At 71.7% G+C, this 25276-nt stretch carries 22 protein-coding genes; 16 read left to right on the top strand and 6 right to left on the bottom strand.

The features are described 5' to 3' along the window. The first annotated feature begins 24 nt into the window (after positions 1-24). The 3 genes from ASG88_RS03665 (at position 25) to ASG88_RS03675 (ending at position 2757) form a co-directional block, all read left to right on the top strand. Positions 25-600 (top strand): DUF5998 family protein, encoded by a 576-nt coding sequence (locus ASG88_RS03665; RefSeq protein WP_056886081.1) that lies wholly within the window; start codon positions 25-27, stop codon positions 598-600. Continuing rightward, positions 597-1733, top strand: a complete 1137-nt coding sequence (locus ASG88_RS03670) for an alkaline phosphatase family protein (protein ID WP_056886082.1) — start codon at positions 597-599, stop codon at positions 1731-1733. The genes ASG88_RS03665 and ASG88_RS03670 overlap by 4 nt, the downstream gene beginning before the upstream one ends. An 85-nt stretch (positions 1734-1818) precedes the next feature. Then, complete coding sequence (locus tag ASG88_RS03675) at positions 1819-2757, top strand: class I SAM-dependent methyltransferase (RefSeq protein WP_056886083.1); 939 nt, start codon at positions 1819-1821, stop codon at positions 2755-2757. Here the strand turns inward: ASG88_RS03675 and ASG88_RS03680 are convergent. Next, positions 2754-3407, bottom strand: coding sequence for a thymidine kinase (locus tag ASG88_RS03680; protein ID WP_056886084.1), 654 nt, complete (start codon positions 3405-3407; stop codon positions 2754-2756). The two genes, ASG88_RS03675 and ASG88_RS03680, sit on opposite strands and share 4 nt — an antisense overlap. Before the next feature lie 54 nt (positions 3408-3461). On the opposite strand from ASG88_RS03680, the gene ASG88_RS03685 reads away from it, so the two are divergent. Both ASG88_RS03685 and ASG88_RS03690 read left to right on the top strand, forming a co-directional pair. Beyond that, positions 3462-4286: a sulfurtransferase gene (locus tag ASG88_RS03685; RefSeq protein ID WP_056886085.1), complete on the top strand. Its 825-nt coding sequence runs from the start codon at positions 3462-3464 to the stop codon at positions 4284-4286. Positions 4287-4343: 57 nt separating this feature from the next. Beyond that, positions 4344-6173 carry a carboxypeptidase regulatory-like domain-containing protein gene (locus tag ASG88_RS03690; RefSeq protein ID WP_157559540.1) on the top strand — a complete coding sequence of 610 codons (1830 nt, stop codon included), beginning with the start codon at positions 4344-4346 and terminating at the stop codon, positions 6171-6173. 63 nt (positions 6174-6236) lie between these two features. On the opposite strand, the gene ASG88_RS03695 is transcribed toward ASG88_RS03690, so the two are convergent. Genes ASG88_RS03695 through sepH form a run of 3 tightly spaced genes read right to left on the bottom strand, consistent with a single transcriptional unit; the run spans position 6237 to position 10174 of the window. Then, a complete protein-coding gene (locus tag ASG88_RS03695; RefSeq protein WP_056886087.1) occupies positions 6237-7076 on the bottom strand; it encodes an MOSC domain-containing protein in 840 nt (279 codons plus the stop codon). 9 nt (positions 7077-7085) lie between these two features. Next, positions 7086-9095: an SDR family oxidoreductase gene (locus ASG88_RS03700; protein WP_056886088.1), complete on the bottom strand. Its 2010-nt coding sequence runs from the start codon at positions 9093-9095 to the stop codon at positions 7086-7088. Positions 9096-9115: 20 nt separating this feature from the next. Further along, positions 9116-10174, bottom strand: a complete 1059-nt coding sequence (gene sepH, locus ASG88_RS03705) for a septation protein SepH (protein WP_056886089.1) — start codon at positions 10172-10174, stop codon at positions 9116-9118. Between the two features lie 134 nt (positions 10175-10308). Between sepH and ASG88_RS03710 the strand changes: the two genes are divergently transcribed. Further along, the gene (locus tag ASG88_RS03710) at positions 10309-10944 is read left to right on the top strand and encodes a trimeric intracellular cation channel family protein (RefSeq protein WP_056886090.1); all 636 of its coding nucleotides are present in this window, start codon (positions 10309-10311) and stop codon (positions 10942-10944) included. A gap of 12 nt (positions 10945-10956) precedes the next feature. On the opposite strand, the gene ASG88_RS03715 is transcribed toward ASG88_RS03710, so the two are convergent. After that, positions 10957-12270: a D-arabinono-1,4-lactone oxidase gene (locus ASG88_RS03715; RefSeq protein WP_056886091.1), complete on the bottom strand. Its 1314-nt coding sequence runs from the start codon at positions 12268-12270 to the stop codon at positions 10957-10959. 246 nt (positions 12271-12516) lie between these two features. Here ASG88_RS03715 and ASG88_RS03720 point away from each other — a divergent pair, with 246 nt between their 5' ends. The 10 genes from ASG88_RS03720 to ASG88_RS03765 all read left to right on the top strand — a co-directional run bounded on the left by ASG88_RS03720 (position 12517) and on the right by ASG88_RS03765 (position 24073). Then, a complete protein-coding gene (locus ASG88_RS03720; RefSeq protein ID WP_200956338.1) occupies positions 12517-13548 on the top strand; it encodes a glycosyltransferase family 2 protein in 1032 nt (343 codons plus the stop codon). Next, positions 13545-15716, top strand: coding sequence for a glycosyltransferase family 2 protein (locus tag ASG88_RS23280; protein WP_082599867.1), 2172 nt, complete (start codon positions 13545-13547; stop codon positions 15714-15716). Before ASG88_RS03720 ends, ASG88_RS23280 begins: the two co-directional genes overlap by 4 nt. Beyond that, on the top strand, positions 15713-16531 hold the full coding sequence (locus ASG88_RS03730; RefSeq protein ID WP_157559541.1) for a polysaccharide deacetylase family protein: 819 nt from the start codon (positions 15713-15715) through the stop codon (positions 16529-16531). Before ASG88_RS23280 ends, ASG88_RS03730 begins: the two co-directional genes overlap by 4 nt. A gap of 38 nt (positions 16532-16569) precedes the next feature. Further along, positions 16570-17604 carry a GNAT family N-acetyltransferase gene (locus tag ASG88_RS03735; protein ID WP_056886094.1) on the top strand — a complete coding sequence of 345 codons (1035 nt, stop codon included), beginning with the start codon at positions 16570-16572 and terminating at the stop codon, positions 17602-17604. Continuing rightward, positions 17597-18442 (top strand): family 16 glycosylhydrolase, encoded by an 846-nt coding sequence (locus tag ASG88_RS03740; protein ID WP_056886095.1) that lies wholly within the window; start codon positions 17597-17599, stop codon positions 18440-18442. Before ASG88_RS03735 ends, ASG88_RS03740 begins: the two co-directional genes overlap by 8 nt. Positions 18443-18447: 5 nt before the next feature. Beyond that, positions 18448-20739: a phosphotransferase gene (locus ASG88_RS03745; protein WP_162259804.1), complete on the top strand. Its 2292-nt coding sequence runs from the start codon at positions 18448-18450 to the stop codon at positions 20737-20739. Continuing rightward, a complete protein-coding gene (locus ASG88_RS03750) occupies positions 20736-22523 on the top strand; it encodes a hypothetical protein (protein WP_056886097.1) in 1788 nt (595 codons plus the stop codon). The genes ASG88_RS03745 and ASG88_RS03750 overlap by 4 nt, the downstream gene beginning before the upstream one ends. Then, positions 22520-22900: a hypothetical protein gene (locus ASG88_RS03755; RefSeq protein ID WP_056886098.1), complete on the top strand. Its 381-nt coding sequence runs from the start codon at positions 22520-22522 to the stop codon at positions 22898-22900. The genes ASG88_RS03750 and ASG88_RS03755 overlap by 4 nt, the downstream gene beginning before the upstream one ends. Beyond that, entirely contained in the window at positions 22897-23079 is a 183-nt protein-coding gene (locus ASG88_RS03760) for a hypothetical protein (RefSeq protein WP_056886099.1), read from the top strand. The genes ASG88_RS03755 and ASG88_RS03760 overlap by 4 nt, the downstream gene beginning before the upstream one ends. Positions 23080-23206: 127 nt before the next feature. Beyond that, positions 23207-24073, top strand: coding sequence for a family 16 glycosylhydrolase (locus ASG88_RS03765; protein WP_082599871.1), 867 nt, complete (start codon positions 23207-23209; stop codon positions 24071-24073). Here ASG88_RS03765 and ASG88_RS03770 read toward each other — a convergent pair. After that, complete coding sequence (locus ASG88_RS03770) at positions 24033-25247, bottom strand: MFS transporter (RefSeq protein WP_056886101.1); 1215 nt, start codon at positions 25245-25247, stop codon at positions 24033-24035. The genes ASG88_RS03765 and ASG88_RS03770 overlap by 41 nt on opposite strands. Between the last annotated feature and the right edge of the window lie 29 nt (positions 25248-25276).

Consider the following 25276-nt stretch of genomic DNA (forward strand, 5'->3'; position numbering starts at 1 on the left):
CGGCCGCGTGACAGGATGCCCGGCATGCGCACCACCAGGCGAGACGCGGGAGCGCTCCGCGTCGCCATCGACCACACCGGCTACTACCCCGAGGTGGTGACCGACGGTGTCTTCGCGGCGGTGGCCGGCGAGGACGTGCTGTCGTTCTACGTGCACCACGAGCCGACGTTCGACCGCGACGAGGTGCGCCGCCACCTCACGGTCGTCGTCCTCACCCCGTCGCGGCTCATCCTCGCCCACACCGACGAGCACCCCGGCGACGACCTGCTGCCCGACCCCTACACGTCGACCTCGACCGAGGCCATCGCGCTCGCGTCGGTCCGCTCGGTCGTGGTCACCCGGATGATCGCCAACCCGACGTCGGGCCCGACCCCGCCCGCGGAGGCCGTGCTCACCATCGGCTGGGGAGGCGTGGGCCGGGTCGACCTCGAGCCCGCCGCCTGCTCCGATCCCGAGTGCGACGCCGACCACGGCTACACCGGCGTCATCGCAGGAGACGACTTCTCACTGCGGGTCTCGGCCGTCGCCGAGGGCAAGAAGGCCGTCACCGGCCTGTTGGAGTTCGCCGAGGCGCTCTCGTCGCGCACCCACGGCGCGTGACAGCCGCCGAGGCGTTCACCGAGCCGGCGTACGGCGACCGCTCGCTCGGCGACGTCGTCCCGGCCGTCGCCCGCTCCCTGGGCATCGGCGCGGACGCGGTCGGGCCGCCGCCCACGGGGCTGCTGCTGCCCGACGCCGGGTCGTGGGTCGTCTTCCTCGTCGACGGGCTGGGTGCCGAGCTGCTGCAGCGCTACGCCCACGCGGCGCCCTACCTCTCCTCGCTCGTCGAGGGCAGCGCCACCGGCACCGCCGGTGTGCCGTCGACGACCGCCACCAGCCTCACCTCGCTCGGCACCGGCCTCACCCCCGGCACCCACGGGCTGGTCGGCTTCACCGCCCGGGTGCCCGGCACCGACCGGCTCCTCAACCACCTGTGGTGGGACAAGAGGGTCGACCCGATGGAGTGGCAGCCGCACCCGACGGCGTTCGCACGCCTCGGCGCCGCCGGCGTCCAGGTGACGGTCGTCAACAAGCGCGAGTTCGAGGGGTCCGGCCTCACCGTCGCGGCCCACCGCGGTGCCGAGTACGTCGGCGCCGACCGGGTCGGCGAGCGGATCGCCGGGGTCGTCGCAGCGGCCGCCACGTCGCCGTCGCTCACCTACGTCTACGACTCCGACCTCGACTGGACCGGGCACAAGTTCGGGGTCTCCTCCACCCAGTGGCTCCAGCAGCTCGCCATGGTCGACGCCGAGGCCGAGCAGATGCGGGAGGCGCTGCCCGCCTCCACCCGCCTGCTCGTCATCGCCGACCACGGGATGATCGACAGCCCCACGGACGCGCGGGTGGACGTCGACGAGGTCACCGAGCTCCGCGACGGCGTCGCCCTGATCGGCGGCGAGGCCCGCTTCCGGCACCTCTACTGCTCGCGCGGCTCGGTGGCCGACGTCGTGGACACCTGGCGCGGGGTGCTGGGCGACCGTGCGACCGTGCTGACCCGCGACGACGCGGTGGCGCGGGGCTGGTTCGGTGCCTCGAGCGCCGGGGTGCTGCCCCGGATGGGTGACGTCCTGGTGGCCTGCCGGGGTGACCTGGGCATCGTGTCGAGCGTCGACTTCGCCTACGAGATGTCGCTCGTCGGCCTCCACGGCTCGCTCACGTCGACGGAGATGCTCATCCCGATCCTCGTCGGCTGACGCCACGCCCGGACTGCGCAGCGGCGCGGAGATGACGGAGAGGACTACGCTCGCCACCGGCACCGCAGACCGACCAGGGGGAGCCGTGGACGACGACGCCGCACGCGTGCGAGCGCGGTTGGAGCACTACCGCAGGGAGGGCCTGCCTGCGGTCCGGGGATGGTTCGAGCCCGAGTCGGCCGAGGTCATGGCATTGCTGTTGGCCCGGCAGGTCGCCGACGGCGTCCGGGGCGGTGTCGCTGAGATCGGGGTGCACCACGGGCGTTCCTTCCTGCTGCTGGCCAACGGCCTGGTGCCGGGGGAGTCCGGCGTCGCGCTCGACGTCTTCGAGCGTCAGGACCTCAACCAGGACGGCTCCGGGCGCGGGGACCGCCGGGTCTTCGAGGACCACCTGCGCCGGTGGGCACCGGACGCGGACGTCACGGTGGTGTCCCGCTCCAGCCTCGAGGTGTCCACGGCCGAGGCGGTCGACGTCTTCGGTCGCACGCGGATGTTCTCCGTCGACGGCGGGCACACCGCGGAGATCACCCGCCACGACCTCAAGCTGGCCGAGGCGTGCCTGGTCGAGGGCGGGGTGGTCGTCCTCGACGACGTGCTCAACGGGCACTGGCTGGGCGTCTTCACCGGGATGGCGGCCTACCTGCTGGACCGTCCCGGGCTCATTCCCTTCGCGCTGTCGCCCAACAAGCTCTACCTGGCCGGTTCCCACGACGACGCCGCGTCGTACGCCGCGCATCTCCGGGAGGTCGTGCCGGACCTGATGTCCAAGCCGGACGTGGAGTTCTTCGGCACCACCGTCGACGTCTACGAGCGCCGGGCGCCGGCAGTCGCAGCGACCCGGCCGGGTGGGTCGACACGGACACCGGGCGGACCGGGGCTGCGCCGCGAGCGGGCCGCGCGGGAGGCGGCCGAGCGTGACGTGGCGGCGCTCGAGCAGCGGCTCGCCGCGGTGCAGGGATCGCGGTCGTGGCGGCTGACCCGACCGGTGCGCTGGGCGTCGGCCCGCGCGCGCCGCCGCGGCTAGCCGAAGGGCAGCGGCTCGGGCGCCAGGCTGACCGCCTTGGCCCGGGCGGCGGTGAGCCGACGGCGGTGGTGCTGGCGGCACAGGACCTCGTAGGCCACCTCGGCGGGCGGCTCGTCGACGGTGTCGACGTCGCCGACCACCACGACCTCGCCCTCGACCACCATCACGCCGTTCTCCGTGCGGGCGTTGTGGGTGGCCCGCTTGCCGCACCAGCACAGGGCCTCGACCTGGAGCACGTTCATCCGGTCGGCGAGCTCGACGAGCCGCGCGGAGCCCGGGAAGAGCATCGACCTGAAGTCGGTCAGGATCCCGAAGGCGAACACGTCGATCTGGAGCTCGTCGACGACCTTGGCGAGCTGGTCGATCTGCGCGGTCGTGTAGAACTGCGCCTCGTCGCAGATGAGGTAGTCGATGCGCCCGCCCGCCGTCAGGGTGCTGACGACGTACTGCCAGAAGTCGAAGTCGATCGGCACCTCGAGCGCGTCGTGCGTCAGCCCGAGACGGCTCGACAGCACCGCCTCGCCCGCGCGGTCGTGGGACGTGAAGATCCGGCCCACCCGCCCACGCGCGGCGTGGTTGTGGTTGGTCTGGAGCGCCAGGGTCGACTTGCCGGAGTCCATGGTGCCGGTGAAGAAGTGCAGTTCAGCCACGAAGAGCGATCCTGTCACAGCCGACCCGGCTCGGGCGGGTGCAGGATGGGTGTCATGACCGACACTCCGCTGATCTCGGCCGACGACCTGCGTGAGGGGCTCGCCGGCGTCACCGTCCTCGACGTCCGCTACCGCCTCCTCGGGCCGCCCGGTGCGCCGGAGCACGCCGCCGGGCACGTCCCCGGGGCGGCGTACGTCGACATGGACACCGAGCTCTCCGACCCACCCTCCGACCCGGTCGACGACCGTGGCCGGCACCCCCTGCCGTCCAGCGAGCGGTTCATCGCGGCCATGCAGCGCGCGGGAGTCGGGCTCGAGGCGTCCGTGGTCGTGTACGACGACTGGCAGGGTCGCGCGGCCGCCCGGGCGTGGTGGCTGCTGCGGCACCACGGGCACCGCGACGTCCGCGTGCTCGACGGCGGCTGGGCGGCCTGGGTCGCGGCCGGGGGAGAGGTCGAGACCGGTCGTGTCGAGCCGGCACCCGGTGACTTCCACGGCAGCCCCGGCTCGATGCCGGTCGTGGCCGCCGAGCGCCTCCTGGAGGTGCCCGTCGTCGTCGACGCACGGGCTCCCGAGCGCTTCCGCGGCGAGACCGAGCCGGTCGACCCCGTCGCCGGGCGCGTCCCGGGCGCGGTCAACGTGGACACGGGCCGCAACCTCGACAACCACGGGCACTTCCGCGACGCCGCCGAGCTCCGGGCGCTCTACGCCGCTGTCGGGGCGACGCCGGACGTCGAGGTCGCGGCGTACTGCGGCTCGGGGGTGACCGCGACCCACGACATCTTGGCGATGGAGGTCGCGGGCGTCCGGGCGGCGCTCTACGGCCCGAGCTGGAGCGGCTGGGTCGCCGATCCGGAGCGGCCGGTCGAGCGGGGCTGAGGGTCAACAGACGTACCTCCTCGCAGTGATGGCCGGCCCGACCACGCCACCGCGGAGTTGTCCGCCGATCCCCTGAACTACCTCTCCAGGGGTGAAGCGTGGTCCAGACCTGCCGAACCGGTCTGGACAAGGTTGATGAAAGCCACCACGGCGTGCCGCCCCGCGCTCCTACCGTCGCCGCATCGCCCGCCGACTCGCGGCCCGGGCAACCCACCACTGGGAGCTCTCTTCATGACTTCTCGACTGCGCCGGCCTGCCGGCGCGATGCTCGTCGGTGCGCTCACCGTCGGCGTCCTGGCTTACGCGCCGCTCGCTCATGCGGCGGTCGGTGGCACCATCTCCGGCACGCTGACCGAGCCGGACGGCGACGCCGTGTCCGGTGTCGGTATCAGCGCCTACGTGTGGGACGAGGATTCGTGGCGCTATGCGCCGGACGGCTACTCCTACACGGAGCCTGACGGGACCTACACGCTGCAGCTGCCGCCCGGTGAGTACCGGATCGGCTACTACGACGGCTACGACTACGTGGAGGAGTTCTTCGACGACGCCGCCACGGTGGAAGACGCTGACACCCTCACCGTGGCCGACGGGAGCACCATTACTGCCGACGCGGAGCTGGCACTGGCCAGCCACATCGCGGGCAGCGTCGTGGGCCCGGGTGACGTACCCCTCGGCGGCTTGAGCGTGGCGGCCTACGAAGAGGTTGCCTACGACGGCGGTACCTACTGGCAGGCGGTTCAGTACGCCGACACCGACGAAGCCGGCGACTACGACCTCGGGGGCCTCGCCGCAGGTGTGTACCGCGTGGAGTTCTCGGACGGCGGGGACCTCCCTGTCTACGCCACGGAGTACTACAACGACGAGGCCAGCGTGCTGGTGGCGGACGACGTGACCGTGGCACCTGGAGGAGTCACCGGCGACATCGACGCGAAGCTGGCCGAGGCCTCGCAGATCCGTGGCACCGTGACCGATGCCGACGGGGAGGCTATCGGGGACGCCGATGTCTACGCCTACGTCAAGGCCGGCGACGAGTGGGACTACGCGGGGCGAGCCTTCACCGACGGTGACGGCGGATACACCGTGGACGGGCTTGCTGCGGGAACCTACCGCGTGTCCTTCAACTACGAATCGCCGGACGACTACCTCTACGAGGTGTGGAACAACAAGGGCTCGCTCGAGGCGGGCGATGACGTGGTCCTCGGACCCGACACCGCGGTCGAGGGGAAGGACGCCCAGCTCATCTCCGGGGAGCACGACACCAAGTACCTCGATCGTGTGACCCAGCCCTCGATCAGTGGCAGCACGCAGGTCGGCAGCACCCTCACTGCGACTGCGGGCACCTACGAGCCGGCAGCTACCTCGATGAGCTACCAGTGGTACCGCGGCTGGGAGGCGATCCCGGGCGCGACCGGCCTCACGTACACGCTCACCTCGGCCGACGAGGGGCAGTACATCGCCTTCGAGACCGTCGCATCGCGCGAGGGTTACGAGACCGACTACAACGGCACTGAGTACGTCGGGCCGATCGCCGCAGCCCCGGCCCCGCCGGCGCCTGTTCCCGGGCCGGCTCCCGCGCCGGCTCCAGCGCCCGCCCCGGCTCCTGCTGCCGATGAGCCGACGATCTCGTTCCCGAAGTTCATCGACGTCAAGGGAGACCTCAAGGTCGGTTCGACCTTGGTGCTCAAGAACTACAAGGCTCTCGTCGCTCGCTCCACGGTGTCCTACAAGTTCCAGTGGTTCGCCGGTTCGAAGAAGATCAAGAAGGCGACCAGGACGAAGCTCAAGGTCACCAAGCCGCTCAAGGGGAAGAAGATCTCGGTCAAGGTGACCGCCAAGGTCGGCAGCACCTCCAGGGCCGTGAAGGTCAAGGTGGGCAAGATCCGATGACTTCGGTCGAGCAGTGACCATGCATTGACAGCGACGGGGGCGGCCATCGGCCGCCCCCGTCCGTCATACCCGGGCCGTGACCTCGTCGCCGACCCGGACGGTCCCGGCGTTCTCGGGGACGAGGCTCACGGCGAAGAGCGTCTTGTGGTCGACGAGCCGGTGCCGGGCGAGGGTGCGGATCGGCTCCTTGCCGGTGGTCAGCGACCCGAGGTCGATCGTCGTCATCACGCAGCGGTCGGTCGGCTTGGCGACCCGGAAACGCACGTCCCCGACGGTCACACCGGTCCAGGCGTCCTCGGCGAACGGCTCGTCGCCGTCGACGACCAGGTTGGGGCGGAACCGCTCCATCGGCAGCGGCTCCGGCGGCTCCTCGCCGCGGGAGAGCGCACCCTCGACGATCCAGTCGTTGAGCCGGCGCAGCGACGCCTCGCTCGCGATCGTCACCGGATAGCCGTCGGCGTAGGCCGTGTGGTCGCCGGGGCGGGAGAACTCCGGGTTGAGCCGGCGGCGCGTCGGGTCGTCGCACCAGACGAGCCGGACGTCGTCGCGACCCAGGGCCTTGCGCACCCACGCGTCGGCCTCTCCGCCTGCCGGGACCCCCTCGAGCTCCCGGGAGAACAGCTTCACCCGCACCGGGTCCCCCTCGGGGTGGTCGAGCAGCAGATCGGGCAGGTCCGCCGTCCTCAGCCTGAGGTCCCGGTCCAGCGCCGGGTCGGTGCGGGGCGTGTCGGCGACGAGCGCGAACAGGCCGTGCTGCTCACGGGCGGTGACGACTACCCCCTCGGCGTCCACGACCACCCAGGAGCGGTCGTCCTCGAACCCCCGCGGCAGCACGGCCACGGTGGTGAGGAGCCGGATCGCGGTGCTCTTGACGGGATGGACGGCCAGGGAGGTGATCTGCACGGCAGATGTCTACCAGTGCACGCCCTTGAACATCCGCGCCAGCATGATCTGCTCGGACTCGCGGTGGCCCGCCTCGGCCTTCTCGCCCTTGGCCGCCGCCGAGTCGGGGAAGACGTTGTAAGCCATGTTGAGCAGCCGGAAGGTCGCCTTCGGGGCCACCGTGTGTGCCACGGCACCGACGTTGCCGAGGGCGGTGTTGATCTCGTGCGGGCGCTCCACCATCGCCCGGACGAGGATGTCGGCGGCCTGGGCCGGGCTGATCATCGGGAACTTGTCGTAGAGCTTGGTCGGCGCGGTCATCGGCGTCCGGACCAGTGGCATGTGGATGTTGGTGAAGGTGATCCCGTTGCCGACGACCTCGCTCGCGACCACGTTGGACCACGAGTCCAGCGCGGACTTGGACGCGACGTACGCCGAGAAGCGCGGTGGGTTGGTCTGCACGCCGATGGAGCTGACGTTGACGACGTGACCCGACTGCTGGCGCTGCATGACCGGCATCAGCCCGATCACCAGCCGGACCGCGCCGAAGTAGTTGAGCTGCATGGTGCGCTCGAAGTCGTGGAAGCGGTCCTGGGACAGCCGCAGCGACCGCCGGATCGAACGGCCGGCGTTGTTGATGACGAAGTCGACCGAGGGGAGGTCTGCTGACACCTGCTCGCAGAGCCGGTCGATCGACTCGAGGTCGGAGAGGTCGCAGGCGTAGACGTGCGCCGTGCCGCCGCGCATCTCGATCATCGCCCGGGTCTCCTCGAGCTTGTCCTTGCCGCGCGCGACGAGGACCGGGACGCCACCGGCCTGGGCCACCTTGAGCGCGGTGACCTGGCCGATGCCGGACGAGGCGCCGGTGATGACCACGTGCTTGCCCTGGAGGGCCGCGCGGGTGGCGCGGTCGCGTCCGGTCGTCTGGTCGAGGTGGTCCTCCCAGTAGCCCCACAGCGTGCCGGCGTAGGACTCGAGGTCGGGCACGGAGATGCCGGAGCCCGAGAGCGCCTTCTCCGTACGCCGCGAGTCGAACGTCGCGGTGAAGCTGGTGTGGCCCAGCACCTCGGCCGGGATCCCCGCGCGACCCAGGGTCTGGTCGAGCACCATCCGGCCCGGCGCGGAGCGGACGACGGCCCCGACGATGGTCGAGGGGCGCAGGGCGCGCGGGACCAGCCCGAGTGGTCCGGCCGACGTGACGTGGCGGTCGATCGGGGTGGCGAAGCGTGGTGCACCGGCGGCGGCGCAGATGAGGTTGATGACCTCCACCACGGGCTGGGGCTCGGGGTTGACCAGGTGGAAGGCCTCTCCGTCGCGACCGGGCAGGTGCGCCAGGTGGTCCATCGCCGACGCGACGTAGTCGACGGGCACCACGTTGGTGTCGCCGAGGTCCGCCCCGACCAGCGGCAACCAGGCGGGGAGGGTGTCGCGCAGCAGCTTGAGGAGCGGGAAGAAGTAGTAGGGGCCGTCGATCTTGTCCATCGCCCCGGTCTCGGAGTGACCGACGACGATCGAGGGACGGTAGACCCGCCACGGCACGGTCGACTCCTCGCGGACGATCCGCTCGGACTCGTGCTTGGTGCGGTGGTAGGGCGAGGGCAGGTGCTGGCCCTCGTGGAACATCGTCTCGTCGAAGACGCCGCGGAAGTCGCCGGCAGCCGCGACGCTGGAGACCTGGTGGAAGCAGCCCGCGTCGAGCGCCTCCGCCAGGGCGAGTGCGTGCCGGGTGCCGTCGACGTTCATCGCGTCGTTGGTCGCGTCGTCGGCGGTCATGTCGTAGATCGCGGCCAGGTGGAACACGTGGTCGATCCGCCCGGTGTGCTCCTCGACCCAGGCGGGGTCGACGCCCAGCGCAGGCTCGGCGAGGTCGCCGATGACGGGGACGACGCGCGGGTCGTCCCACTGCCGCACGAGCGTCTCCAGACGGGCGCGCGAGCCCTCGCGGACCAGGACGAAGACGTCGCCCTCGCGGTGGTCGAGCAGCTCCTCGACGAGGTGGCGGCCGATGAACCCGGTGGCGCCGGTCACGAAGTACGACATGCCAGCGGAGACTACTCGGGTCAGTCGGACTTGCCCCCGCCGAACATGATCTCGTCCCAGCTCGGCACCGAGGCGCGACCGCGACCCTTGCGGGCGGGACGTCGCGCGGGACGCTCGTCCTCCTCGGCGGCGGGCTTCGCCGGCTCGTCCGTGGTGGTCGGCGACTCGACGTCGTCGCCGGCTGTGTCGTTGCCTGCCTTGTCGCTGCCGGACTGCTTCGTGCCGGACTGCTCCTGGCCGGGCTCGTCGAGGTAGGCCTCGACGGGCTGCTCGGCACCGAGGCCCGCGACCTCGGTGAGGTCCATGGTGGTCTCGGTGTCGGAGGCGGTCTCGTCATCCGTGTCTGTGGCGCCCTGGGCGGGCGCGTCGGCGTCGTGCACCATCTCGATCGCGTCGTCGCCGAGCGGCAGCTCGTCGGCGGGCACCGACGACAGACGACGCTGGCGGGCGTGCTGGAGGTCGTCGCGGCTCGTCGTCGGTTCCTTCTCGGCGCGCTCGGGCTGCGAGACCTGCTCGCCGACCAGCCAGCGGGCGTGGTCGTCCTCGACGGTGACGAAGTTGCCGCGCACGTCGAAGGCGAACGTCGCGGTGCCGGCGCGCTTGGGGGCGGTGAAGACACCGACGAGGGTCCAGCGGCCGTCCTCGCGCCGCCAGGCGTCCCACTCGACCGCGGACGGGTCGGAGCCGACGCCGCGCAGCTGGGCGGCCGCGGCCTCGCCGAGGGTGCGCGCACCGGTCTCGCCGGAGCGGCGGCGTACGGACGAGAGCTGGGCGCGCTGGGCGACGTGCGCACGCTCGGCCAGCACGGGTGCGGCGAACGGCATGATCCGCTCGACCGTGGTCTGCGCGGCCTGGGCCACCGACTCGGCCGACTCACCGGCCCGGATGCGGGCCTGGATGTCGCGGGGACGGAGGGCTGAGTCCATGGTGATCTCCAACTGGCCGATGCGTGCGTGCTCGCCGCGGAGGGCGGCCCGGAGAGCGTTGTCGACGTCGAGGGTGTGTTCGTCGCCGTTGTCCCCCACCAGGAGAAGCCGCTTGCCGTCCTCGCTCAGTCCCGCGAGCGTGAGGTGGGCCATCGGTGCTGGACTCCTTGAAGCGGTGGTGGTTCTCCGGTCCGTCCGAGCCTACGCCAGCGTCGACGCGCCGCACCGCTAGGCGGACGGCGCGCCCACCGACCAGATCCGCGGCGGCCACTCGATAGCCTGCGTCGGTGCCTCCCTACGACCCGACGTACCTCCTCGTCGTCGTCGACCTGGTGGGCATCTTCGTGTTCGCCATCTCGGGTGCCCTCGTGGCCGTGCGGCGTGGCTTCGACCTCTTCGGGGTGCTGGTGCTGGCCGGTACGACCGGGCTCGGTGGCGGCTTCCTGCGCGACGTGCTGATCGACGCGACGCCGCCGGCGGCGCTCGAGGACTGGCGCTACCTCACCGTCCCGCTGGTCGCCGGGCTGCTCACCTTCGTCTTCCACCCGACGGTGGGTCGGATGGAGCGCGTGATCGACGTCTTCGACGCGTTCGGGCTGTCGCTCTTCTGCGTCACCGGGGCGCTCAAGGCCGTCGAGTACGGCCTCGGCCCGATCCCGGCCGCCCTGATGGGGATGGTGACCGGTATCGGCGGCGGGATGGTCCGCGACGTGCTGGCGGGTCGGCCGCCGGTGGTCTTCAACAGCGACCTGTACGCCACCCCGGCGCTCCTGGGGGCGGCGGTGGCGGTGGGGCTGGACGCCGCCAGCCTGCCCCTGGGCGTGGTCGTCGTCGCGGGGGCCGGGGTCTGCCTCGTGCTCCGGCTGCTGGCGATGGTCCTGGACTGGCGGGCGCCGCTCCCGCACGGGCCCGCCAACGTCTGAGCGGTCGCGCGCTCAGCCCAGCACGCGCTCGAGGTAGGAGTTGGTGAAGACCCGGTCCGGGTCGAGCCGGTCGCGCAGCTGCTGGAACTCGTCCCACCGCGGGTAGACCCGGGCCAGGTCCGCCGCGTCGCGGGTGTGCATCTTGCCCCAGTGGGGACGGCCGTCGGCGGCCGCGAGCACGGCCTCGATGCCGGCGAAGTAGGCACGGTGGTCCGCGGCGACGGGCACGTGGAACGCGAGGTAGAGCGAGTCCCGTCCCGACGCGGTGGACAGGGTGATGTCGTCCGCGGGCGCCGTGCGGATCTCGACCGGGAAGCTCACCAGCCAGTCCGACGCGTCGAGCTCCCGGCGCACCTCGCGCAGCACGTCGAGGCCGACCTCGCGCGGGACGGCGTACTCCATCTCCTTGAAGCGGACGTTGCGCGGCGTCGTGAAGACGTGGTGGGCGATGTCGGAGTAGCGGCGCTCGGAGAGAGCGCGGGCGCTGACCCGGTTGATGAGCGGGGTGGTGCGCGGTGCGCGGGTGGCGACCGTGGTCAGGGCGCCGAAGACCGTGTTGGACAGCAGCTCGTCGTCGAGCCAGCCGCGCCACCGGTGGAGCGGCTCGGCGCTGTCGAGGTCGGCGAGCCGGTCGTTGGTCTTGGTCATCATCCGGTCGGTGTGCGGGAACCAGTACATGTCGACGTGGTGGTGCTCCGCGACCAGCTCGTCGTACGACGACAACGCGTCGTCCCAGGTCATCGGCCGCTCGTGGGCCTCGAGCGCGAAGAGCGGCTCGACGTGGAAGGTGATCGACGTCAGGACCCCCAGCGCGCCGAGGCCGACCCGGGCCGCGGCGAAGACCTCGGGGTGCTCGTCGGCGCTCGCCCGCAGCACCTCGCCGGTGCCGGTGACCAGCTCGAGCCCGGCGATCTGGGCGGCCAGGGACGCCAGCACGCCGCCGGTCCCGTGGGTGCCCGTCGAGGTCGCACCGGCGATGGTCTGGGCGTCGATGTCGCCCATGTTGTGCAGCGAGAGGCCCAGCCCGGCCAGCCGTGCGTTGAGCTCGTGGAGGGGGGTCCCGGCGCCCGCCGTCACGGTCATCGCCTCGCGGTCGACGGCGAGGATGCCGCTGAGGCCGTCGGGTCGCAGCTGCCCGTCGGACGCGACCGCGATCCCGGTGAAGCTGTGCCCGCTGCCGACCATCTTGACCGTGCCGCCACGCTCGCGGGCGGCGAGCACCTCCCGCACCACCGCCGCGGTGTCGGCCGGCGACGTCGCCCGGGCCGGGCTCGCCGACTCCGTCCGGGCCCAGTTGTGCCAGGTGCTCGTCGGCGCAGCGTTCACAGGGGTCCTCCTCGCGCGAGTGCTCGCAAGCAGAGGCTAGACGGTGGGACCGGGACCAGTCGTCGCCCCACCACGCCGTCATGGGTCAGACCCAATTGCGGGTAAAGACGCATCCTCAGCGCGCCGCGTCCGGTAGGCGTGTTCAGGTTCAGGTGAACGGCAGGTGACACCGTCTGCCGTGGAATCGATCAACACGGGTCTGAGTGGTCGGGACGGGTCCATGTCGAGTACATGGGGGTGGAGTACGTGCAGCACGCATGGGAGTTCAGCAACAACGGTCACGACCCGGGTCGCTACGTGACCCGCGGGGATCGAGCCCTGCGCAACCTCAAGGACCCGCGGGTGAGTGTCGTGATCCCGACGCGCAACGAGGCCAAGAACCTACCGATGGTGATGCCGAGGCTCCCCAGGGGGCTCTTCGAGGTGCTCATCGTCGACGGGTGCTCCACCGACGGCACCGTGGACGTGGCCCGGGAGCTGCGCAGCGACGTGCGTTTCGTCGAGCAGACCGGGCAGGGCAAGGGCAATGCGCTGTCCGCCGGCTTCGCGGCGGCACGTGGCGACATCCTGGTCACCCTGGACGCGGACGGATCCGCGGACCCGGCCGAGATACCTCGCTTCGTCTCGGCACTGGTCGCCGGGGCGGACCTGGCCAAGGGCTCGCGATTCGCCCAGGGGGGCGGCAGCGCCGACATCACGCGCACGCGAAGGCTCGGCAACCGGGCGCTGTGCATCATGGTCAACGGGATCTACGGCACGGGCTACACCGACCTCTGCTACGGCTACAACGCGTTCTGGGCGGACTGCCTGCCCGCGCTCTGCACGTCACGGCCGTTGTACGCCGCCGACCCGACCCTCGAGTCGCCGCTCGGCGAGGGGTTCGAGGTCGAGACCGTGCTCAACGTGCGTGCCGCCAAGGGGGCGCTGCGGGTGTGGGAGGTGCCCAGCTACGAGCTGCGACGCATCCACGGCCAGAGCAACCTCCACGCCCTCCGCGACGGCTGGCGGGTGGTGAGGACGATCTGGGGCGAGAGCCCGGCATTCTCGACCCGCTACTCGCCGTCGGCGGCGGCTCCACCCGGGTCGGTGGACGGGATCCTTCCCCATCCGGCGACGAGCCAGGCGATCACACCTGTGACCCCCCTGCTGGCCGAGGCCCCGCGGGTCCCGTTGCCGCGGACGACGCCGGCGATCGAGCATGGTCCCGCCCTGGTGGGGGACTCCCAGCCGCCCCCGGGCACGAGAGCCAGCAACGGACACGGACCGGACGAGCCGTGACGACCCCGGACACCGACGGTCCGCTCTCGGTCTCGGTGGTGATCTGCGCCTTCACCGAGCACCGTCTGGCTGACCTCACGGCCGCGATCGACGCCCTGCGGGGCCAGAGCCGACCCGCGGACCAGGTGATCCTGGTCATCGACCACAACGAGGTGCTGCTGCGTCTGGCCCGGAGCGCCTGGGCGCCAGGTGCCGAGATCCTCACCAACCAGGGGGCGCCCGGCCTCTCTGACGCCCGCAACACCGGCGTGGCGGCCGCGACCGGTGCGGTGATCGCCTTCCTCGACGACGACGCGACTCCCGAGCCGGATTGGCTCGAGCACCTCGTGGCACCGTTCGCGGACCCGCGCGTGGTCGCGGTCGGTGGGGCGGCGATCCCTCGGTGGGAGAGCGCACGCCCCCGGTGGTGGCCGGCAGAGTTCGACTGGGTGGTCGGGTGCACCTACCGGGGAATGCCGACAGTCGGTGGCGAGGTCCGCAACGTCCTCGGCGCCACGATGGCCTTCCGTGCCGATGTCTTCGCCGGTGGCGAAGGCTTCTCGCTGGTGGTGGGGCGCGTCGGTGCATCCGCGACGGGGTGCGAGGAGACCGAGCTGTGCATCCGGCTACGGCAGCACCGGCCGGACGCGAGCATCCTGTTCGAGCCGCGCGCGGTGGTCCACCACCGGGTCACCCCGGCCCGCGAGCGGTTCGCCTACTTCGCGCGGCGGACCTTCGCGGAGGGCAGGTCCAAGGCCGCTGTCGCCCGGTTGGTCGGAGCACGTGACGCGCTCAGCACCGAGCGCTCCTACGTGGCGAGGACCCTGCCGGCGGGAGTGGGTCGCGGGTTGGTCTCCACGTGCTGGCGGGGAGATCTCTCCGGCGCCGCCCGCGCCGGGGCGATCAGCATCGGGTTCCTGCTGACGGCCACCGGATACGGCCTCGGTCGGGTCGGCGGGCTCGCGCGCCCGGCGTCGGCGTCCGAGGACGGCGACTTCGTCCCGATCAGACTGGTGCAGCTCGAGCTCACCGACCCGTCTCCTCCCGCGGCGGCACCCGGCTACCGGCGGGCACGGGTCCTGGTCCGCTCCGAGGGACGACCGGTGGGCACCACGGACGTCCCGCTCGACGAAGGCCGCGTGGGTCCCGTGGCCGAGGCCCGGATACGGGAGGACTTCGGGAGCTCGACGCCCCGTCCGAGTCCGACCGTCGCGTCGCCCCGAGCGATCGCGCCCGGAGTCTCGGTCGTGGTGGCGACCCATGACCGGCCCCGCGAGCTCCAGCGCTGCCTTGATTCGTTGCTGGCGACGCACTACCCCTGCCTCCAGGTCATCGTCGTGGACAACGCGCCCAGCTCCTCGGTCACCCGGGACATGGTGCAGCACGACTACCCGACAGTGACCTACGTGCACGAGGACGTGGCCGGCCTGGCCCGAGCGCACAACCGGGGACTCCAGCACGTGGCTGCCCCGGTCGTGGCCTTCACCGACGACGACGTCGTCGTCGACCCGAGCTGGGTCAGGAGCCTCGCGGCACAGTTCTCCTCGGACCGGGTCGGCTGCGTCACCGGACTGATCTGGCCGGCCGAGCTCGAGACCCCCGGCCAGGCGATGATCGAGGCGCACGGCGGCTTCGGCAAGGGATTCGCGACCCGCACCTTCGACCTGGACGGGTCGCGGCCCGACGACCCGCTCTTCCCCTACACCGCCGGTGCGCTCGGATCCGGCGCCAACATGGCCTTCCGGACCGACGTGCTCCGCGAGCTGGGCGGCTTCGACCCCGCACTGGGCGCCGGCAGCAGGGGACGGGGTGGGGACGACCTCGCCGCCTTCCTCGACGTCATCGAGGCGGGGTACTCCCTGGTCTACGAGCCCGCAGCGATCGTTCACCACCACCATCGACGCGAGGCGGGAGACGCCCGGACGCAGGCCCTCAACTACGGGATCGGTCTGGGGGCCTACCTCACCCGTGCGGTGTCCCGCCGACCCTCGAGTGCGATCGACTTCCTCCGGCTGGCTCCCCGGGCGGTGGTCCACCTGGTCGCGAGCTCCTCGGCAGGGGATCCGGGACTGGGTGCAGATCGCGTGCGCCGGCTGCTGCCCTGGCAGCTCCTCGGTCTCGTCCGCGGGCCTTTCGTCTACGCCCGCAGCGCCCGGGAGGCACGTCGTGCGCCTCAGGGGGCGTCGTGAGGACCCGCATCCCGGTGCTGCTCTACCACAGTGTCGCGGACGAGTCCTCGGCACGGTTCCGGCCCTGGTGCGTGCATCCTCGTCGGTTCGCCGCCCACATGGAGCTGCTGGCCGATCGTGGTCGTCACGGCCTCACCGTCGGACAGCTCGAGCAGGCCCTGCGCCCTGGGGGCCCGCCGCTGCCTGAGCGCCCCGTGGTGATCACCTTCGATGACGGTTTCGCCGACTTCCACTCCACGGCCCTGCCCGTGCTCGAGAAGCACCACCTCGCCAGCACCATGTACGCCACGACCGGCTACCTCGGCGGGACCGCTCGCTGGCTGGCGCGTGAGCGCGAGCAGGACCGTCCGATGCTCCACCCCGAACAGCTGCACGACATCGCCGCGCGCGGGGTGGAGATCGGTGCCCACAGCCACACCCACCCCAGGCTCGACGAGCTGAGCGCGGCGGACTCCCGTGCTGAGATCCACCGCAGCAAGGAGGTCCTCGAGCAGGAGCTGCAGCGACCGGTGACCAGCTTCGCCTACCCCCACGGCTGCCACAGCCGGCGGGTGCGGGAGCAGGTGATCGAGGCCGGATACTCGTCGGCCACGGCGGTCCGACACGCCATGTCCTCGCCCGAGGACGACCTCTTCGCCCTGGCCCGCGTCATGGTGCTCGCCGACACCACGACCGAGGACCTGGCCGAGCTGCTCGCCGGTCAGGGAATCCCCCAAGCGCCCTACCGACCGCGGACGCGGACCGCCCTGTGGCGTGTTGCGCGGCGCACACGGCGGGTGCTGGTCCCGGCGCACAGGGGACGCCGGGCGGCATGATGCGGTCCAGTGGAGCGGCGGGCGCGCAGACGACCCGGGTGCGGCCAGCACCCCGGCGGACCTGGCGCGAGCTCGTCGCCGTCGACCCGGACGCCCTGCCGACCCAGTCACCCGAGTGGCTCGACAGCCTGTGCGCGGACGGACGGTACGTCGACGCCAGCCGGTGCTACGAGCTCCCGGACGGTCGTCGCGCACTGCTGCCGCTGGTGCGGCGCGCGCACCGCACGGACCGGGCGTCGACGCTGGCCTCGATGCCTGCCAGCTGGGGCTTCGGCGGGTTGTTGGTCGAGGGGGGAGTGACGGTGGAGGCGGTGTCGGCCGTGGTCGACGACCTGGTCGGCCAGACCGCTCTGCGAGTCCGTCTGCGCCCCAACCCCCTGCACGCAGACGTCTGGGCGGCAGCGATGGCAGAGCGACGGGGAGTCAGCACCACGCCGTCGTGCGCGCACGTGCTCGACCTCGGCGGTGGCTTCGACACGGTCTGGCAGCAACGCTTCAAGGCAACGACCCGCAACCAGGTGCGCAGGGCCGAGCGGATGGGCGTCGTGGTCGAGACCGACACCACCGGTCGTCTTCTGCCGGAGCTCCACGCGCTGCTGCGGACCTCGGTCGACCGCTGGGCGAGCCGTCAGCACGAGCCGGCCCGCCTGGCACAGCTCCGGTTCGCGCGTCGGGACCCCCCGGCCAAGCTGCGGGCGATCGCCGAGCACCTGGGCGGGTCCTGCCGGGTGTCGGTTGCTCGCCTCGACGGTGTCGCGGTCGCCGCGATCCTGGTGCTCCAGGGTCGCAACGCCCACTACACCAGGGGAGCGATGGACGAGGAGCTGGCCTCGCGGACCCACGCCAACAAGCTGCTGCACAAGGTCGCGATCGAGGCTGCCTGCGAAGCAGGGAGCGGGACCTACCACATGGGCGAGTCCGGGGAGTCGGCCGGACTCTCGCAGTTCAAGAGCCGGTTCGGCGCGGTGGCGCACCCCTACCACGAGTACGTCATCGAGCGGCTGCCTCTCACCCGGCTCGACCAGCTGGCGCGATCCAGCGTCAAGCGCGTCCTCCGGTTCCACGATGCCTGACCGGCGGCGCTGGTCGCTCGTTGCCGCCGCCGTGGCGGTGACGACGGGCGTGGTGACCGCAGGAGTCATCACCGCGACCCGGGCCGACCCGGGTCGCGAAGCGCCCGAGCAGGTCCTCGCGTTCGTCGACGAGTTCGATGCGGGCACGCTGGACCGGAGCCGGTGGACCACCTGCTACTGGTGGGACGACGGCGGCTGCACCAACGAGGGCAACGACGAGCTCCAGTGGTACCTCCCCGACAACGTGGGTGTCGAGGGTGGTGTCCTGCGACTGGAGGCGCGGCGGGACTGGGTGCAGGGTTCGGACGGGGAGGGCTACCCCTACACCTCGGGCATGGTGACCACCGGCCGGAGCGCGGACGACCAGGCGCAGGCGCCGCGGTTCGGGTTCCAGTACGGCCGGGTCGAGGTCCGGATGCGGATGCCTGCCGGCAAGGGACTGTGGCCCGCGCTGTGGCTCCTGCCGCTCACGCACGAGTCCCGGCCGGAGATCGACGTGATGGAGGTCCTGGGCGACACCCCGTCCACGCTGCGCGCACACTTCCGCTACCTGGACGACGGCGAGCGGGTCACCCTCGGTCACACCTGGACGGGGGAGGACTCCTCGGCCGGGTGGCACGTCTACACCCTGCGCTGGACCCCTGAGGAGCTCGTGTGGCTGGTCGATGGGGAGGAGCAGTGGCGGTTCACCGAGGCGGAGTTCGTGCCCGACGAACCGATGTACCTCCTGATCAACCTGGCGGTGGGAGGGGAGTGGCCCGGCGCACCCGCCCCCACCACCGACTTCCCGGCCAGCCTCGAGGTCGACTACGTCCGCATCTGGCAGGAGGACTCCTGATGCGGATGCCCACCGAAGCCCGAGCGGGCCGGGTCGGCCCCCGCCTGACCGAGCATGTCCGCCAACCACTGTTGCGCAACGGCTACGCCCTGGTGCTCAACTCGGGGACGTCCGCCGTCCTCGGGATGGGCTTCTGGGTGCTGGCTGCCCGGCAGTTCTCGGTCGAGGAGGTGGGCGTCAGCTCGGCCCTGGTGGCGTCGCTGGCCCTGTTGTCGACGATCGCGCAGCTCAACCTGTCCAACGTCCTGGCCCGGTTCCTGCCCACCGCGGGGAGGCACACCGGCCGGGTGTTCGCGGGCTGCTGCCTGGCCAGCGCGGTCACGGCAGTCGTGGTCGGTGTGGTCTTCCTCGCGGGTGCGCGGTGGTGGGCGCCCTCCCTGCCCCTGAACACCCAGGACCTGCTCTTCGACGTCTGGTTCGTGGTCGCACTGGTCCTGTGGTGCCTGTTCGTGCTCCAGGACGGCGCCCTGTCGGGACTCCGCCAGTCGGACTGGGTGCTCGCCAAGAACACCGCTCACGGTGTCCTCAAGCTGTGCGCCCTCATGGCCCCGGTGATCGCCCTCTCGTCCCACGGGGTCTTCCTCGCCTGGACCGTTCCGGTCGCGGCGATACTCGTGGCGGTCGGCCTCGTGATGGTCCTGCGCCTCATTCCTGCCCACGTCTCTCGCACAGCACATCTGGCGCAGCCCCTCGCGCCTCGGCAGATCGCCTCCTTCGCCTCCTTCGACTATGTCGTGGCGCTCGTGGGGACAGGCCTGACCAGCGCGTTGCCCCTCGTCGTGCTGGAGACCTCCGGAGCGGCGACCGCGGCGTACTTCACCCTCGCGTGGAGCATCTCCTACTCGCTCTACCTGGTCAGCCGGAGCATGGCCACCTCGCTGCTGGTGGAGGGAGCCCGCGACACGGGGCGGCTCGGTGAGTACAGCTGGCGCACGTTCGTGCACACCACCTGGATCGTGGCCCCTCTCGTGGCCGCGACCGTCGTGCTGGCTCCCGTACTCATGCGGCTCTTCGGACCCGAGTACGCCACCGAGGGGACGAGCGTCCTGCGGCTCCTCGCCCTGTCGGCCCTCCCCTCGGCCGTCGTCGTCGTCTACAGCGCCGTGGAGCGGGTCCGCAAGCGGATGCTCCGGCTGGTGCTGGTGACGACGACGATCAACCTGACCTCCCTCGCGCTCGTCTGGGTGCTCCTCCAGGCCCACGGACTGGTCGGTCTCGGAATCGCCTGGCTGGCCACCCAGACGGCGGCCGCGGCGATCTTGCTCGTCGCGACCCTGGGTCCGTTGTGGCTCCCCGGGCTCGAGGGCCGGACGATGTCCCGGCTGGTGAGGGTGGGCAGCACGGCGCGGGCCGCGGTCCGCCGAGGGCAGCACCAGCAGCTGCTGCGGGGGCGTTACCCCGAGGTGGCGCGCTCCCTCGACCTACCTCCTGACTGGACGGTCCGGCGCACCTTCACCACGGTCGGGGACGTGGCGGTCGCCGAGGTGGGGGCCACGGCCCCGGACGCGATCCTCAAGCTCGCGCTCACCGACCGGGGGTCCGATGCGCTGCTCGCCTCGTGCCGGGCGGTGGACGCCCTGTCGTCGGATCCCCGTGTGGACCGATGGGCGGACCTGCTGCCACGGACGCTGGCGGTCGGCCGGGAATCCGGACGGTTGGTGGTGCTCGAGCGCACTGTCGTCGGGAGGGACGGTCGGGACGTGATCGCCCAGGCACGGGACGACGTCCCGGTCTCGACGGTGCTCGGCGACATCAGCTCACTGCACCGGCGCACTGGCCGCACAGCCGTGATGGACGCGCCGCTGCTGGGATCGTGGGTGGACGAGCCCGTCGCCCTCCTCGAGGCCTGGCTCGACCCCACGGCACCGCCCGGGGCGACCGGGGACCTCCGGACGCTCCTGTGGCACGGATGGCAGGGCCGAGCGGTGACCCTCAGCTGGACCCACGGTGACCTGGCCCCCGGCAACGTGGTCTTCAGTGCCGAGGGTCGTCGGACCGCGGGGATCATCGACTGGGAGCGGGCTCGCGCCGATGGGATGTCCGAGCTGGACCGCACGCACTTCCTGCTCACCGTCCGGATGCTGCGCGAGGACCGGGAGCTCGGCAGCCTGGTGTGCGAGCTCCTACGACGCCCCGAGCTCGGCGCGGGAGTCCTGGGCGATCCCGCCCTCGTCCTTCTCGCCTGGCTGGACCACGTCGTGGGCATCGTCTCCAAGAGCGACCGCTTCCCCCCCGACGGCTTCTGGGCGGCCCGCAACGTCCATCCGGTGCTGCGTCAGGTCCGGAGCACGACATGAGCGCGACCGTGAAGAGCGAGGTCAGATCGCAGACGCGGGAGGAGCCCGCACGCCGCGTCCGGACAGAGTGGGTGAGCTCGCTCGTGGAGCTCGGCGTCGCGTCGAGCCTGTGGGTCCTGACGCTGTCCCGGGTCGACGTGCGCGCGATGACCGACCTGGGTCTGGTCTCTGTGCTGCCGTGGACCGCGTGGGCCGCCCTGGCCCTGATGGCGTTCAGCTTCGCCCGGGCCCTCGGACGTCGGACGTCTCCCGGTTGGTTGCTGACGGGCTACCCCCTCGCCCTGTGCGCGCTCGTCTTCAGCACGCCACCCATCCTCTACGGGGTGCCTCGCTACTCCTGGGCCTGGAAGCACGCCGGGATCGTCGACTTCATCGACCGCACGGGAGCGGTGGACCCGCAGGTCGATGTGCTCTCCGTCTACCACAGCTGGCCGGGGTTCTTCGCCGCCAACGCGATGCTGAGCGACCTGGCCGGGTTCGACACCTCCTTGAGCTACGCCGCCTGGGCGGAGCCGCTCCTGAATCTGCTGGCGCTCGCGGCCGTGCTCGCCCTCATCCGGGCCTTCACCACTGACGCCCGGACGATCGCGGTCGGTGGATGGTTGTTCGTGCTGGGCAACTGGGTCGGGCAGGGCTACTTCTCCCCGCAGGGGATCAACTACGTCTGGTACCTGATCGTGCTGACAGTCCTCCTTCGCTGGTTCCCGGGCAGGCCCGCCCCGTCCGCCCCGGACCTGGGTGCGGCCAGGCGCGTGGGTCTGTGTGCCGTGGTCCTGCTGCTCCTCGTCAGCATCGTGAGCACCCATCAGCTCACTCCGGTGATCACGCTCCTCGTGCTGGTCGCGCTGGTCGTCCTGCGGCAGACCAGCCTGCGCAGCCTGCCCTTCTTCATGGTCGTGGTGCTGGGCGCCTGGGTGCTGTACGTCGCCGAGCCGTTCACGCGCACCGAGCTTCGCGAGGCCCTCAGCGAGGTCGGGACGGTGGGCTCCAACCTCGAGAGCACCCTGATCGGCTACGGGACGGCCAGTGCCGGGCAGGTCCTCGTATCCCTGTCGACGCGCGTCTTCACCCTGGTCTTCTGCCTGATGGCCGCGCTCGGGCTCCTCACCTCCTTGCGGTCCGGACGACGGGACCGTGCGGCCCTCGTCCTGGCCGTCGTGCCGTTCCTGATGGTCGGGTTCAGCACGTACGGCAACGAGGTGCTGTTCCGTGCCTACCTGTTCGCCATGCCGGGGCTGGCCTTCTTCGCGGCCTGCCTGCTGTGGCCACCCGGGACCCCCGCGGTCCGCCGACGAGCGGCGCTGGTGGGTGTGGTGACCGTGCCCCTCATGGTCGGGTCCGGGCTCGCGCAGTTCGGCAACGATCGTCAGTACCACTTCTCGCCCGAGGAGGTCGCAGCGGCCGAGTTCGTCTACGACAACGCTCCACCCGACAGCCTGCTGATCGAGGGCTCCCGCAACTATCCTTCCCAGTTCCGCAACTACGAGCGGTTCACCTACGTCCCGATCAATCGTGAGGATCCCGAGGACATCCAGCGGATCCTCGACGACCCCGAGCGGGTGATGACGCGCTGGATGAGCGACACCGACACCTACCGCGCCTCCTACCTCATCATCACCAGGTCCCAGGTCGACGCCACCACGGCTCTGGGAGAGATCCCCGGGGACGGCCTGCTCGGGATCGAGGCCGCGCTGAGGTCGTCGCCCGGGTTCCGCGTCGTGTTCGAGAACCGGGACGCCACCGTGTTCGAGCTGGCCACCGCCGCCGGGGGCGAGGCCCCGTGAGCCGCCCGGGCTCCCCGGTCGCCATCCGCGCGGCGGTGACCACCGCGTCCGGCCTGGCGGCCGTCGCCGGCGTGCTGGGGGACGTCGGTGCACCGGTCCAGCCGACGCTGGTCCTCTGGTTCGTGCTCGTCTGCCCGGGAATGGCGCTCGTCGGCCTGATCCGGCCTCCTTCGCTCCTGTTCGCGCTGACCCTGTCGATCGCGGTCAGCTGCGCGCTGGCGGTCATGGTCTCCCAAGCCCTGCTCTACGCAGGGGCCTGGAGCCCTGTGACGGGCCTGGTCGTCCTGGCAGGACTCACGGCCGTGGCCGCAGGGGCAGATCTCCGGGCCGATCGCCGAGCCGGACCGATGGGCGCCGACACGAGCGAGGGCCGATGAGTGCCACTGTCCCGCTGTTGTGCCTGATCGGCATCCTGGGGCTCCTCGCCCTGCTGCAGGCACATCATCCGGGGGAGACCCGAGGAGCGGACCGGGCACTGGTGGTGGTGGCGTCTGCCCAGGGGCTGGTCGTCCTCGTCCTGGCCCTGAGCCAGGTGCTCGCCCTGACCCGGCCCTGACCGAAGCCCTCCCGGGCGGCCCGCCGGTGGGCGCTCGCGCCGGGTGCGGACCCGTCCGCGCTGTAGCCTGTCGGGCACGTCGTCCCCAGTTCCTCGATTCCCTCGATCCCCTGAGTGAGTTGATGTCGTGGCTCATCGCCCGCTGTCCCGCCTCGCCCTCGTGGTGGTCGCCCTCCTGGTCGGCGGCACGTCGCTCCCGTCGTCGGCGTCGCACCCGACTGCCGGATACGCCGTCGCCGAGGGGCGCAGCTCCGTGGCCGTGACACCGTCCGGGGTTCCGGGGCGCTGGAGGTTGGTCTTCAGCGACGAGTTCGGAGGCACTCGCCTCGACCTCGACAGGTGGCGGCCCAACTGGCTGGCTGGGTCAGACCGGGAGGTCACCAAACCGGTGAACAGCGCCGAGCTGGCGGCGTACGACCCCCGGCAGGTGCGGGTGGCTCAGGGCTCGCTGCGACTGCGCGCCGTGCGCCGCGACATCAGGGACAACCGGGGCAGGCGGTACCAGTACGCCTCGGGACTGGTGCAGTCCCGCCACGACTACCGGTTCCGGTACGGCTACGCCGAGGCGCGCATGTTCCTCGCGGCCAACACCGACCCGTCGCTGGCGGACGTCGGCAGCTGTGGTCCCAACTGGCCGGCCTTCTGGCTGAACGGCGAGAACCACCCCGAGGACGGGGAGATCGACGTCATGGAGTGCCTCAGCGATGACGACGTCGCCTGGCACTACTGGTGGGCGGGGGGCGTTCGCGGGGGTTACCCGGACCGCTGGAGGGCCAGCATGCCCGGGGGCGGAGGCTGGCACACCTTCGGAGTGAACTGGCAACCCGGCCGCCTGACCTTCTACTACGACGGTCGCAAGGTGGGCACCCACACTCGCGGCGTCACCGGGTCTCCCCACTACCTCATCCTCAACCACGGGATCAGCGGCCCCGAGGTCAAGGTGCCCGCGACGCTCATGATCGACTACGTGCGCGTCTGGAAGACGAGACGGTAGCCGCGGAGCGGGTGCGGGTCGCCTGGGCGCCGAGGACGGCGACGAACCCGGCGACGACGGCGACGAGGTAGGCCGCGGAGGCGCCGTGGTGGTCCACCACGAAGCCGGCGATCGCGGCACCGGGCGCGACGCCGGCCATCAGCCCGGTGTGCAGGACGGCCATGCCCTCGGTCAGCCGCCCGGGCGGGACGGTCTGCTCGGTGAGCGACATGGTGGCGATGAGGGTCGGGGCGATCGAGCAGCCGCCCACGAGCAGGGCCAGGAACATCAGCGGGAAGCCCTCGACGAACACGGGCGGGACCATCGCCAGCATCATCGCGAACGAGCCCCATCGCACCCGCACGGCGGGGCCGCGCTTCCAGGCGATCGCGCCGGTCACGATGCCGGCGAGCATGCTGCCGACGGCCCAGACCGCCAGCAGCCAGCCCGACACGGCCCGCGACCCGGTCTCCTCGGCGAACGCCACGGTGGTGACCTCGGCCGAGCCGAACAGTGCGCCCAGCGACAGGCACACCAGGGCCAGGGGGAGCACGGTGCGCCACGGCATCGGCAGCCGGGTGCCACCCCGGCGGTGCTGCCCCGACGGGGGCTCGGTGGCCCGCTGGGCGGCGAACGCATAGGTGCCGCCGAGGCCCGCGACCACCGCGACGACGAGTCCGGCGACCGGGTGCCACAGCGTGGCGAGCATCGTGGCCAGCACCGGGCCGACGACGAAGACGACCTCGTCGAGGACCGACTCCAGTGCGTACGCCGTCTGCACCTCGCGCGGGCGGTCGAGCAGGTGCGACCACCGGGTGCGCACGCACGCCCCGACCTGGGGCTGGAAGGCACCGGTGAGCGCCGCCAGGACGTAGGTGAGCAGCATCGGCCAGTCGCGGGTGACCGCCATGACGAGCAGCGCCATCGACACCGCAAAGCCGGTGATGGCCAGCGGCAGGACCCGCCCCTGGCCGAAGCGGTCCACCAGACGGCCGTGCAGCACGGCACACGACGCCTGCCCGAGCACGACGACCCCGGAGACGACACCGGCGAGCCCGTAGGAACCCGTCTCACCCTCCACCAGCAGCACCACGCCCAGGGTCACCATCGACATGGGCAGCCGGGCCACCAGCCCGGCCGAGCTGAAGCGGAAGGCGCCGGGCCGGGACAGCACGCGGCGGTAGGAGTCGAGCATCGCGAGGATGCTAGGCCTCACTAGGCTGG

It is taken from the genome of Nocardioides sp. Soil777, from assembly GCF_001428425.1.
Classification (GTDB): domain Bacteria; phylum Actinomycetota; class Actinomycetes; order Propionibacteriales; family Nocardioidaceae; genus Nocardioides; species Nocardioides terrigena.

What these genes read in the sequence shown, in the direction of transcription:
- ASG88_RS03750 (WP_056886097.1), top strand. Translation starts at nt 20,736, where the DNA reads ATGAGCGCGACCGTGAAGAGCGAGGTCAGATCGCAGACGCGGGAGGAG.
- ASG88_RS03760 (WP_056886099.1), top strand. Translation starts at nt 22,897, where the DNA reads ATGAGTGCCACTGTCCCGCTGTTGTGCCTGATCGGCATCCTGGGGCTC.
- ASG88_RS03665 (WP_056886081.1), top strand. Translation starts at nt 25, where the DNA reads ATGCGCACCACCAGGCGAGACGCGGGAGCGCTCCGCGTCGCCATCGAC.
- ASG88_RS03700 (WP_056886088.1), bottom strand. Translation starts at nt 9,095, where the DNA reads ATGTCGTACTTCGTGACCGGCGCCACCGGGTTCATCGGCCGCCACCTC.
- ASG88_RS03685 (WP_056886085.1), top strand. Translation starts at nt 3,462, where the DNA reads ATGACCGACACTCCGCTGATCTCGGCCGACGACCTGCGTGAGGGGCTC.
- ASG88_RS03745 (WP_162259804.1), top strand. Translation starts at nt 18,448, where the DNA reads ATGCCCACCGAAGCCCGAGCGGGCCGGGTCGGCCCCCGCCTGACCGAG.
- ASG88_RS03740 (WP_056886095.1), top strand. Translation starts at nt 17,597, where the DNA reads ATGCCTGACCGGCGGCGCTGGTCGCTCGTTGCCGCCGCCGTGGCGGTG.
- sepH (WP_056886089.1), bottom strand. Translation starts at nt 10,174, where the DNA reads ATGGCCCACCTCACGCTCGCGGGACTGAGCGAGGACGGCAAGCGGCTT.
- ASG88_RS03770 (WP_056886101.1), bottom strand. Translation starts at nt 25,247, where the DNA reads ATGCTCGACTCCTACCGCCGCGTGCTGTCCCGGCCCGGCGCCTTCCGC.